Below are 12,016 nucleotides of genomic sequence, written 5' to 3'. Positions count from 1 at the left end.
AAGTCTAAGCGGCGCAAGTTTTGCCACCTGCTTCCGTCAAAAATCATGCTAGGTTGCCTGCATGACCAACCAGAATGACAATGCTTTCCTGTCGGACCTGCCGACCTTTGCCGAGTTCGAGGATGTGGCCAATCTGGCACGCTATCGGCCGCTGCCCGAAGGTTGGGCATTGGCGGTGGCGGATGTCGTGTCTTCGACCGAAGCTATTGCGCGCGGCAAGTATAAATCCGTCAACATGGCCGGGGCCTCTGTGATCACCGCCGTATTGAACGCGCTGGAGGGCGGGGATTATCCGTTCGTGTTCGGCGGCGATGGCGCGGTGATTGCGGTGCCGCCCAATGGCATGGTTGCGGCAGGCACGGCCTTGGCAGCCGTTGCGCGCTGGATCGAGGAGGATCTGGGGCTGAACATGCGCACCGCTTTGGTGCCGCTCGATGCCGTGCGCGCGGCGGGCCATGATGTGCGCATCGCCCGCTTTCAGGCCAGCTCCGATATGACCTTCGCGATGTTCGCAGGCGGCGGCGCGGCTTGGGCCGAGGCGCAGATGAAACTGGGGCATTTCGCGGTGCCAAAGGCAGATCCCGGCAGCAGGGCCGATCTGACTGGGCTATCCTGCCGTTGGAATCCCGTCGCATCGCGCAACGGTCAGATCGTGTCGATCATTGCCGTTCCAACCCCAACAGCGCGCGCCGATGATTTTCGATCGCTTGTGGCCAGAGTTGTAGCCGTCGCCAACAAAGCCGGTGGCTTGGGTAATCCGCTTCCTCCCGAGGGCCCGGTGCCGCATCTGACCTTGGGCGGCGTGGCATCTGAGACTCATGCCCGTGCGCCGCGCGGCAAACGCGTGATGGCGCGGATCAAGGTGATTGTGGCCATCTTCATGACCGTGCTGCTTTATCGCACCAATCTGACGCTGGGCGGCTTCAACGCTCGTGATTATGTGCGCCAGATGACTCGCAACACTGATTTTCGCAAGTTTGACGATGGCTTGAAGATGACCATCGATATCAACGCCGCCGGACTTGCCGAGATTGAGGCCTTGCTTGAAGCGGCTTCCACGGCCGGAGTTTGCCAATTTGGCCTGCACAAGCAGGATCAGGCGCTTGTCACCTGCATCGTGCCATCGCTGCGCGCGCAGGATCATATGCATTTCATCGACGGAGCAGCGGGCGGCTATGCACAGGCCGCCAGCCATATGAAGGCCAAAGCCGCATTGCGAATGGCCCTCGCGTGATGATAAACGTCTTGCCACCTTTGCGGGCTTGGCGTTGAGTGTCAGCCACGTTTGTTTTCAATGATGCCCTGCTTGACCCTTGCCCATTTCTGGTTGGCACGACATGACCCTCTGCCCCTTTGATTTTTCATCAAGGCGCCGATTTATTGCTGGAGAGCCTTAAGGCCATGCTGGACCCCAACATCTCGCGCTACATCTGGACGCATACCAAGCGGCAACAGCTTTGGGTGCTGGCGGTTGTCGGGCTGTCGATGATCCCGTATTTCCTGTCGCTCAATCTGCCGAAGCAGATTGTGAACGGCCCGATCCAAGGCGATGGATTTGCCGATCCGTCTGCCACGCAAAACTTCATGCAGATTGCATTCGACTTGCCGTTTATTGGCCATGTGGCGCTGTTTAATGGCATCGAGTTGAACCGTCTTGCCACCCTGTTTGCGCTGAGCGGCGTGTTTCTGTTGCTGGTCATCGTCAACGGGCTCTTCAAATACTACATCAACACCTACAAGGGCCGCTTGGGTGAGCGGTTGTTGCGCCGCATCCGCTTCACGTTGGTCGATCACATTCTGCGGTTTCCGCCCGCCACGTTCAAACGGCTGAAGGGCGCGGAAGTCTCCAGTATGGTGAAAGACGAGGTTGAACCGCTGGGCGGCTTCACCGGCGATGCTTTTGTCGCCCCCGCGCTGCTGGGCGGGCAGGCGATCATGGCGCTTGCTTTCATCTTTGTGCAAAGCATCCCGTTGGGGCTGATCACCACGGCACTTGTCGCGGTGCAGGGCTTTATCATCCCCCGCATGCGCCGCCGCTTGCTGGTTCTGGGCCGCGAGCGGCAACTGACTGCGCGCGAATTGGCGGGGCGCGTCAGCGAGATCGTGGATGGCATCAACACGATCCACGCTTATGACACTTCAAACTTTGAGCGTGCTGATATTTCGTCGCGGCTGGGGCGCATCTACAAGATCCGCTTCGACATCTATCAGTGGAAGTTCATGGTGAAGTTCATCAACAACTTCCTCGCTTCGGTCACGCCATTTCTGTTCTACAGCGTTGGCGGCTATCTGGCGCTGCAAGGCCAGTTGGATATCGGGCAGTTGGTCGCAGTCATCGGGGCCTACAAAGATCTTCCCGGCCCGCTGAAGGAATTGATTGATTGGGATCAGAACCGTCAGGATGTGCAGATCAAATACAATCAGGTGATTGGCCAATTCGCCGTCGATGGCCTGCTCGACCCCGAAATTCAGGCCGTCTCGGCGGAACGCGCCGATGGCAAACTGACCGGCCCGCTTGCCGCGGTCAATCTGGGCGTCACCGATGATACCGGCGCTGTGGGCCTAGATCGCGTCAACTTCACGCTGCCACCGGGTGAAACGGTTGCGATCATTGGTAACGCGGGTTCTGGTGCCGAGATCGTTGCCGAGGTTTTGTCCCGCATCATCTGGCCCACGCAAGGCCAGATCAGCATTGGTGACGCCGATCTGCACAGCCTGCCCGAATCGCTCAGCGGCCGTTCGATCACCTACGCGGGCCCGGAGGCTTATTTCTTCTTCGGAACCGTGCGCGATAACCTGCTTTATGGGCTGAAACATGCGCCGATCACGGAACCCGTCTTTGATGGCGCAGCGCTGACGCAACGTCAGTGGGAAAAGCGGGAAGCGATCTGGGCGGGCAACCCGGATTTCGACATCAACTCCGATTGGATCGACTTCGCGCATCAAGGAGCCACCGATCAGGCAGCCCTGATGCCATCAGTTTATGCCGCATTGGATGCGGTTGCGTTGACCCGAGACATGTTTGATCTGGCGCTGCGGTCCAACGTCAACCTTGAGGAGCATGGCGAGTTGAAAGCCAAGACGGTCGAGATGCGGCACGTGCTGCGTGACGCCTTGACCAAGGCCGATCTGAACGGATTGATCGAACCGTTCGAGCCTGGAACCTACAACACCGAAGCCACGGTCATTGAAAATCTGCTGTTCGGCAACGCCCGCTCTCCCGAGTTGAAAGCGGGCGCGATCATCGACAATCCGTATTTCCTCAGCGTGTTGAAACAGCAGGGTCTGGCCGATGTGCTATTCACGATGGGCACCGAGGTGGCGCGCAACGCCATCGAATTGTTCAGTGATCTTCCGCCCGATCACCCGTTCTTTCAGCAATTGACCTTCATGCGGTCAGAAGACATTCCAACCTATGCGATGCTTTTGAAAAACATAGATAAAAGCAAAGCAAATGTCAGCGATACAGACCGCGCGATGATGATCCGGCTCAGCTTTGATTATATCGAACCGCGGCATCGTTTCGGTCTGCTTACCCCCGAAATGATGGCACAGATCGTCGCCTTCCGGACGACCTTCCATGAAGGGCTTCCAGCCAATCTCAAGGACGCAATCGAGCTTTATGACCCCGAGCAATACATGGTTTCGGGGACTTTGCTGGATAACATGTTGTTCGGCCGGATCAGCCAAAAGTATCGCGACGGGGTCGAGCGTATCTATGGCGTTGCTGGCGGCGTGCTGCGTGAATTGGGTATCTATGAGACGTTGCTTTCGATTGGATTGGATTTCCATATCGGCGCGGGCGGCAAGCGGCTGACCTCGGTGCAGCGGCAGAAACTGGCGCTGGCGCGCGCCTTGATCCGCCGTTCAGATTATTACTTGTTCAATCGGCCACTGTCGTCGCTGGACACCCGTACTCAGGAACAGGTACTGACAGCTTCGCTGAAATACTTGCACCGCGATGGCCGTAACCCCGCCGTTGCTTGGGTGATTTCCAATGCCAGATTCGCCAATCAATTCGATCGGGTTGCAGTTTTTGAGCGTGGTCGGCTGGTAGAAGACGGTTCACATGCAGAACTTTCACAAAAGAATGGTATCTTCAAAGAACTGATGTCGGCATAGTTGACGCAAACGTGTTGCGGCTGGCGGAATGCCAGCCCGAACGGTGGAAAGGTGACGACGTGCTACTGAATGACGAAGTCAAAATGCTGAAGCAGGTTCCGCTGTTTGCCGGGGTCTCTCCGGCCAAACTCAAACTGCTCGCCTTCACGTCAGAGCGTGTGTCTTACCGCGCTGGAGAGATTTTGTGCCGGCAGGGTGATGCAGGCGATGCGGCCTTTGTGTTGTTGTCTGGTCGGGCGGATGTGATCGTGGATGGCCCTACAGGCCAGATTAAAGTAGCCGATATCGAAGAAAATGCCATCGTGGGCGAAATTGCAATTCTGTGCGATGTGGCCCGCACCGCCACAGTCAAGGCAGCCACCACGGTAGAGGCGCTGCGAATCAGCAAAGACAATTTCTTCAAACTGATGTCGGATTTCCCTGAAATGACGATCGAAGTCGTGCGTGTGCTGGCGGATCGCCTGAGCCAGACCACGATCGAGCTTTCCGAGGCACGCAGTCGGGTAGCAGAACTTTCCAAACGCGCTTGATCCGAAAGGACCAGGCGCATGTTGCCATGCTTCCGACAAAACTGTCTGGCTATATTCTGTGCCAGCGGCACTGTTTTTGATGACAGGCGCAATCGGGCCTCGCATCTTGCTGCGATGGTTTCTATTCTCTGATGATCTGCGACTGGGGAAATCTTATATTGGCGATCTGCGGCACTGAAACAGCGTCTTGCCTGTGCAGGAAAAGCGCGGCTACACGGCTTTTGTTCGGGCCGTTGGCATGACTGTGCAGCCGAAATTTCAGTTGAAATTGTGGGGTACGCGCGGTGGTCTGTCCGTCAGCGGGCCACAGTTCCAGGAATTCGGCGGCAATACCACCTGCATGGAAATGCGCTGTGGCGATCATGTGATCATGTTCGACGCGGGCAGCGGTGCGCTGGGCGCTGGTCATGCGCTTGCTGCCGCGGGCTGCAAAGATCTGACCCTCTACTTCACCCATACCCATTATGATCACATCGGCGGCTTGCCGTTTTTCAAGCCAATGTATTGCAATCAATCATCGCTCAAGCTGTGGTCAGGCCATATGGGCACCGAGATGACGACTCGGCAGATGCTGAAAGAATTCATGCGCAAGCCGTTCTTTCCGATCGGCCCGGATTATTGCAGCGCAGGCATTGATGCCCGCGATTTCACCGTGGGCGACGTGCTGACACCCTATCCCGGTGTCACGATCCAGACCGGAATGCTCAACCATCCGGGCAATGCTGTCGGCTACCGTGTCGAATTTGCGGGCCGCTCGATTGCCATCATCACAGATACAGAACACGAAGATGGCGTGCTGGATGAAACCGTGCTGCGCCTGATCGAAAATGTAGATCTTTTCGTCTACGACGCGACGTTTCTGGATGAAGAAATGCCAAATTTCAAAGGCTTCGGCCATTCCACCTGGCAACACGGCGTGCGCCTTGCCCAAGCCGCCGGGGCCAAGCAGGTCGGCTTCATTCACCACAGTTTTAACCGCACCGATGATGAGTTGACACAGATTGAGCAGGCGGCAAAACGCATATTTCCGGGGGCGTTCTGTGGACGCGATCTGCAGGTGATCGACGTGTGATGGCGACTTGGCGTGATTTTCGCACATTGACCCTGCGCGTAGAAATGTCGCTTTTTTGTGACGTGAAAACCAGCTAGAGCAACGACTTTCCGCTACCATATTCACCTTATCCATCGGTCAAGCGGACAGAAGGAAAGCGTCTTGCCATACGTTCCCCCCTCTCTGCGAGATTTTGCGGTCTACATCTGGACGGGCGATCCGCATGGCGCAGCGATTCCGCCGCGCGTGATGGCCGAAATTGACCGGCGGGAAACTGCAGCCGAACAGACGATCAGCTGGGCGCAGCTTAGTATCGTCGGCTTCTTGACTGTGTTGTATTGGGTGGCACCGCGGGCCGAAGGCACGGCGGGTGAAAACTTTGTGCCGATCACTTTGGCGGCCTATCTGGTGTTCACCCTGTTTCGGGTTTTTCTGTCATACCGCATGGTGCTGCCCGGCTGGTATCTAATGCTGTCGATGGTGGTCGATGTGGGCCTGCTGTGCGGCATGATCTTTTCGTTTCACATCCAGTATCAGCAACCGCCAGCCTTTTATCTAAAATCGCCGACGATGATTTACCTGTTCTTTTTCATCGCCTTGCGCGCCCTACGGTTTGATCCGCGCTATGTTTTCTTTTCCGGGCTGATCGCGGCATCGGGCTGGGTGTTGATGGTGCTTTACGCGCTGACCTATGACATGAACAACATGCATGTCACGCGCAATTACGTCGAATATCTGACCTCGAACACCGTGCTGATTGGCGCTGAGATCGACAAGGTCATCACCATTTTGGGCGTTACCCTGATCTTGACCTTTGCCCTGTTTCGGGCGCGCTTGGTGCTCTTTGACGCGATCCAAAGTCATGCCGCTGCCGAAGATCTCAGCCAGTTCTTCGCCCCCGAAGTCGCCGATCTGATCACCCAATCGGCCGAAATGCCCGGAGCTGGGCAGGGCGAGGTGCGCGAGGCTGCGGTGATGTTCGTTGATGTGCGCGGCTTTACTAAAACTGCGCTGACCCTGCCGCCCGAGACGGTCATGCGCGTGTTGGCCCATTATCAGCAGATCAGCCTGACCGAGATTGAGCAGCATAACGGCCAGATCGACAAGTTCATGGGCGATGGCATATTGGCGACCTTCGGCGCGGTGCATCCGGGTGAGACTTATGCCGCAGACGCGTTGCGCGCCGCTTCGGCTGTGATCGCGGCCTTGGATGCGCAGCAGTCGGAGTTTGCCGCTTTGGGCTGGCCGGGTCGGTTTACCACAGGCGTGGCGGTGGCATCGGGTGATGTCACCGTGGGCATCGTCGGCTCGCAAGGGCGCTTCGAGTTCACCGTGATCGGCCATGCTGTCAATCTGGCGTCAAAGCTGGAAAGCGCCAACAAGGTTCAGCATACCCGCGCACTGACAGATGCCCGCACGCATGAGCGGGCAGAGGCGCAGGGCTATGTCAATCCATCCGTCCTGCACCGCGATGGTGAAAGCGTGGCCGGGCTTGCCGCGCCCGTTGATCTTGTGGTGCTGGCTTAGATGCGCCGCGCTGATACCTTTCAGACCACAGCCATCCACGCGCAAGATACTGGCGCAAAGGCATGAACCTCTTGCCGCAGGCCTCGCAAAGACTGGCGCGCATATGGTGGCGACGCACGCGGCCCAGCGTCGCGCAACTGCGCTTGTGGTCTGGGCTGGTGCTGTTCACCTTCGCCACCACGCATTTGCTGAACCATGCGCTTGGCCTGATCTCGATCGAGGCGATGCAGGCCGCGCAAGACATCCGACTATCACTCACCCGCAGTTTGATCGGCACGCTGGTGTTGTGCCTTGCGGCTTTGGTGCACTTCGGCCTTGGGATTGCCCATGTCGTTCGCCTACGCACTTGGCGCATCGGTTTGCGCTCTGTCGTGCAGGTGCTGTTCGCGGCAGTGATCCCGGTGCTGCTGATCCGGCATGTCATTGGCACCCGTGGCGTGGTCGAGATGTTCGGAGTCTCTGACGATTACAGCTATGCGCTTTGGGCGATGTGGCCCGGCGAGTCAGTGCGGCTGGCATTGCTGATCACGCTGGTCTGGTGTCATGGCTGCATTGGCCTGCATATGTGGCTGTCGCCAAAGCCGTGGTATCGCCGCAGCGCATGGGCGCTGAACGCTCTTGCCGTGCTGATCCCGGCGCTGGCCTATGCCGGATATGCCTCGGCGGCGCGGATGCTGCATCAGCGCGGCGATGTGTCCAGCCCGTTCAGCGCGGCGCAATATGCCGAGGTTCAGCACGCTTTCCTGTTGGGGTCTTACAGCTATCTGGCCATTCTGGTCGGGGCCGTTGCGGTCTGGTTGGCGCTGCAAATGGGTACCAAAATGGGCGCGCGCTTGACGGTGCGCTATGCCTATGGCCCAGCGGTTACAGCGACCCAAGGCCTTTCGGTGCTGGAAATCAGCCAGATGAACCGCATCCCGCATGCCGCGGTCTGTGGCGGTCGCGCCCGCTGTTCCACCTGCCGCGTCCGCGTGCTTGAGGGGCTGGAACATCTGCCACCGATCTCTGCCGCCGAGCAGCAAGTGCTCCGCCGTGTCGGCGCGCCCGCCAATGTCCGGCTGGCCTGCCAGTTGCGCCCCACCGCCGATCTGACGATTTCTACCCTGTTGCCCGCCAATCTGGAAACTGGCCAAACCAGCGACTTCGACAAATACCACTGGGGGGTAGAGCGGGAAGTCACCCTGCTGTTCTGTGATCTGCGCGGCTTCACCCATATGTCCGAGGGGCGGCTGTCGTTTGACGTGGTGTTCCTGCTCAATCAGTTTCTGGGCCGCATGGCCGAGGCCATCGAAGACAGTGGCGGCTTTGTCGATAAGTTCATGGGCGATGGCATCATGGCGATTTTCGGCATGGAAACCACTCCGGCAGAGGGCGCGCGGCGCGCCATCGCTGCCGCTCGTGCCATGGGTGGTGTTCTGGACAGTTTGAACCAGACGCTGCACGAGGAACTGCGGTTTCCTCTGTCGATGGGCATCGGTATTCATTCTGGCCCCGCCATTCTGGGACGCATCGGTGCCGCGCACCGCACCGAAGCCGCCGCTGGCCTGACAGCCCTGGGCGAAACCGTCAATATCGCCAGCCGTCTGGAGCAAAAGACCAAGGATCTTGCCGTGCAGGTGGCGGTATCGTCCTACGCGCTGAATCTGTCCGGGCTTGCGGCAAACGACAAAACCCTGCCGCAGACGGTCGAAATCCGAGGCCTCAGTCAGCCGTTGGATATTCTGGTGGCCGCGCGGGCAACGAACCTTCCGCAGCCGGTATGATCGCGGTGTCATCCGCATCCATCCGGCGCAGTGACACCTGCAAGACCGACAGAAACCGCCGCAAGTAGGGCTGTGGGCCTAGCGCCGGGTCGGCCGTTTCATCGCCGAAATCCGCCGCCAATACCCGGCATATCGACAACCGATCTTCATCAATCCAGCGCTTTGCCAATGGTCCCGCAACCTTGATCAGATAGGCATCCACGATCACCTCAGCCAAGGGGCAGGTGGCGATCTGCGCCAACTCCATGCCATGGCGCATGGCAAATTCGCGGGCATCGCCGCCCGCCAGCGCCACAAACCCCGCCACGTCCAAGCCCATCAATACCGCCCGCACCTCAGCGGGCCAGTCATGCAGCAAGCGCCGCTCTGCCACGTTGGCGCGCCGCTGCGCCAGCAGCAACGCCCCCAGGCCCAGCGGCTCGGCTTGCGCCTCCGTGTGATACACCGCCGCAATACCGGGGTCAGGCGGCACATCGCCAAGCGAAATCGTCTCTGCCTGCAATCGGTCTGCACTGGCGCGGATGATCTTGAACGCGGGCGGAAACGCCGCCAGCGCGGGCAGCGACAGATCGGTCAATGCGCCATCCGGGGAGCTGGTGGTCGAATTGACATGCATATGCCCGCCCAGATGCCAGCGCAGCCCCGCCGCCGTCAAAGCCCGCGCCACCTCTGGGCCGGGAGTGCGCCGCACAATCGCCGTGCCGCCGAACAAGGTCTGCTCCGATCCCGTCCCATCCTGAAACGGGTCCAGCACCGGATAATGCGAGGCCGTGATCAAGGTCTTGCCCAAAGCCTTCGCCCGCGCGGTCACATCAGCAATCCACGTCAGCAAAAACGGCTTCATCCGCAGCAGCGCATTCCACCCCGCATCCGATGGTCCGATAAACGCCTTCTTGCGCGTGGCATCGTGCCGCCCGTTGCGCGGCTCGAACACATTGGCATCGAGCATCAACAGCCACAGCCCCGCCTCCGGCTCCACCAGATAAGACGCATCCATCAGCCGTTGCGTCACCGATCCATCGGCGGAAACCGCGTCATACATCCGCGCTTCTGGGCGATCATCCGGCCCGAACGGGCTTTCCCAGTGCAAATCCTCCGTCTGCCGGAAAAACCCGAACCGCGCCATCGGCAGCAAGGCCGCAGGTTGCCCACCGCAGCGCATCGCATCCGTCACAACTGCGCCCGCCTCGGCCAGATCGGGATCGCTCGTCACCATCTGCGTCTGCCCCAAGCTCGAGACAAACCTTGTGCTGACATGCTTGCCATGCGGCCCATACAGATCATGGTTGCCGGGCAGCGCATAAAGCCGCAGCCCATGCCGCGCCTCATATTCCGTCAGCACATCGATCAGCCGCCGGATATTCTCGGCCTGCCCATCGTCCGAGTAATCGCCCGCCAGCACCACATGCCGCACGCCCGCCGCTGCAATCTTGTCCAGCGCAGCCCGCAGCGCGCCGGCGGTTTCATTGAACGCCCGCGCCGCAACCCGCGTATCCGCCCAACTGCGCAGCGCAAGCCGCGTGCCGTCCACCTCGACGCCAGCACACCCAAAATCGCCCTGCGGATCGTGGAAATGCACATCCGCCAGCACCGCAACGGCGAAGGCCGCCATGACCTACGCCTTGACCACATGGTCCGCCGCAATGCCGCGCCGCGCAAACACGTTGCGCGTGTCGACGATCAGCCGCGACCACTGCGCCAGCGCCGCATAATCCAGCCCATCATGGTCGGTCGCGATCAACACCGCATCGAACCCGCCCACCGACGCCTCATCCAACGCCACCGATTTGCGCCCCATCAAGGCCCCATAGGCCCGCGTTTTCGGAATCTCGGCCACAAATGGATCATGATAGCTGACCTGCCCACCGCGTTCTTCAATCAACTCGATCAGCTTCAGCGATGGGCTTTCGCGGATATCCGGCACGTTTTTCTTATAGGCCAGCCCGACCACCAACACTTTCGCGCGACTCAGTGCCAGCCCCAGCCGCTGATCCAGCGCCTCGGCCAGACGCTGCACCACATGGCGCGGCATCCCGGAATTGATCTCGCCCGCCAGTTCGATGAACCGCGTCGGGATCTCATACTCCCGCGCCTTCCATGTCAGATAAAACGGGTCAATCGGAATGCAATGTCCGCCCAGACCGGGGCCGGGATAGAATGGCATATAGCCAAAAGGCTTGGTCTTGGCGGCTTCGATCACCTCCCAGACATCCACCCCCATTGCCTCGTAAATCACCTTCAGCTCGTTCACCAAGGCGATATTGACTGCACGAAAAACATTTTCAGTCAGCTTTACGGCCTCGGCCGTCGCGGTCGAAGACACCGGCACCACGGTTTTCACCACCGCGCCGTAAAACGCCGCCACCAGCCGCCCCGCATCCGCGCCATCCCCCGCCACCACCTTGGGAATGGTCGAGGTGTCAAACGCCCGGTTGCCCGGATCCTCGCGCTCGGGCGAGAAGCCAAGGTAAAAATCCCGCCCCGAAACCAGCCCGCCCGCCTCCAGAATACGCTTCACCGGCCCATCCGTGGTGCCGGGATAAGTCGTCGATTCCAGCACGATCACTTGCCCCGCCCGCAGCGTCTTGGCGATGTCGTCGCAGGTGCGGGTGATGAACGAAAGGTCCGGCTCACGATGCCGCGTAAGCGGCGTTGGCACGCAGATCACGATCACATCGCACAGCGCCAGCCCCGCGAAATCCGCCGTCGCCGCAAACCGCCCCGCGGCCACCTCGGCGGCCAGCACCGCATCCGGCACCGCCTCGATATAGCTTTTGCGCGCCTCAACAGCGGTGATCTTGCCGGGGTCAGTATCAAACCCCGTCACCCGAAAACCCGCCCGCGCGGCAGTGATTGCCAGCGGCAGGCCGACATAGCCAAGACCGATCACGCCCACACGGGCGGTTCGGTTGCTGATATTGTCCAGAAGATCTGATAGGGGCATGGTCACTCCGCCATGGCTGAGGCTTCAGTGGAAATGGGCCAGTTTGCCCAGCCTGTCAAGGATTGCAGCCACTTGAGCG

8 protein-coding genes are annotated in these 12,016 nt (G+C 59.6%); 6 read left to right on the top strand and 2 right to left on the bottom strand.

Translation table 11 applies throughout. The features are described from left to right. Positions 1–61 precede the first annotated feature (61 nt). The 6 genes from ACFOGH_RS13295 (at position 62) to ACFOGH_RS13270 (ending at position 8,993) form a co-directional block, all read left to right on the top strand. Positions 62–1,234, top strand: coding sequence for a DUF3095 family protein (locus ACFOGH_RS13295; protein ID WP_380073552.1), 1,173 nt, complete (start codon positions 62–64; stop codon positions 1,232–1,234). Between the two features lie 167 nt (positions 1,235–1,401). Further along, a complete protein-coding gene (locus tag ACFOGH_RS13290) occupies positions 1,402–4,122 on the top strand; it encodes an ABC transporter transmembrane domain-containing protein (RefSeq protein ID WP_380073551.1) in 2,721 nt (906 codons plus the stop codon). An 83-nt stretch (positions 4,123–4,205) separates the two neighbouring features. Beyond that, positions 4,206–4,652, top strand: coding sequence for a cyclic nucleotide-binding domain-containing protein (locus ACFOGH_RS13285; RefSeq protein ID WP_380073550.1), 447 nt, complete (start codon positions 4,206–4,208; stop codon positions 4,650–4,652). Between the two features lie 268 nt (positions 4,653–4,920). Next, positions 4,921–5,724, top strand: coding sequence for an MBL fold metallo-hydrolase (locus ACFOGH_RS13280; protein ID WP_380073549.1), 804 nt, complete (start codon positions 4,921–4,923; stop codon positions 5,722–5,724). A 141-nt stretch (positions 5,725–5,865) separates the two neighbouring features. Continuing rightward, positions 5,866–7,230, top strand: a complete 1,365-nt coding sequence (locus tag ACFOGH_RS13275) for an adenylate/guanylate cyclase domain-containing protein (RefSeq protein ID WP_380073548.1) — start codon at positions 5,866–5,868, stop codon at positions 7,228–7,230. 62 nt (positions 7,231–7,292) lie between these two features. Further along, on the top strand, positions 7,293–8,993 hold the full coding sequence (locus ACFOGH_RS13270) for an adenylate/guanylate cyclase domain-containing protein (RefSeq protein ID WP_380073547.1): 1,701 nt from the start codon (positions 7,293–7,295) through the stop codon (positions 8,991–8,993). Here the strand turns inward: ACFOGH_RS13270 and ACFOGH_RS13265 are convergent. Together ACFOGH_RS13265 and ACFOGH_RS13260 are read right to left on the bottom strand one after the other, a co-directional pair. Then, positions 8,932–10,605 carry a metallophosphoesterase family protein gene (locus tag ACFOGH_RS13265; protein WP_380073546.1) on the bottom strand — a complete coding sequence of 558 codons (1,674 nt, stop codon included), beginning with the start codon at positions 10,603–10,605 and terminating at the stop codon, positions 8,932–8,934. The two genes, ACFOGH_RS13270 and ACFOGH_RS13265, sit on opposite strands and share 62 nt — an antisense overlap. 3 nt (positions 10,606–10,608) lie before the next feature. Then, on the bottom strand, positions 10,609–11,937 hold the full coding sequence (locus ACFOGH_RS13260; protein WP_380073545.1) for a nucleotide sugar dehydrogenase: 1,329 nt from the start codon (positions 11,935–11,937) through the stop codon (positions 10,609–10,611). Between the last annotated feature and the right edge of the window lie 79 nt (positions 11,938–12,016).

Origin of the sequence: Cypionkella sinensis, assembly GCF_042646385.1 — a bacterium.
Taxonomy (GTDB): domain Bacteria; phylum Pseudomonadota; class Alphaproteobacteria; order Rhodobacterales; family Rhodobacteraceae; genus Cypionkella; species Cypionkella sinensis.
The sequence above is the reverse complement of the archived record's forward strand: the minus strand, read 5'-3'. Positions and strand labels throughout refer to the sequence as shown.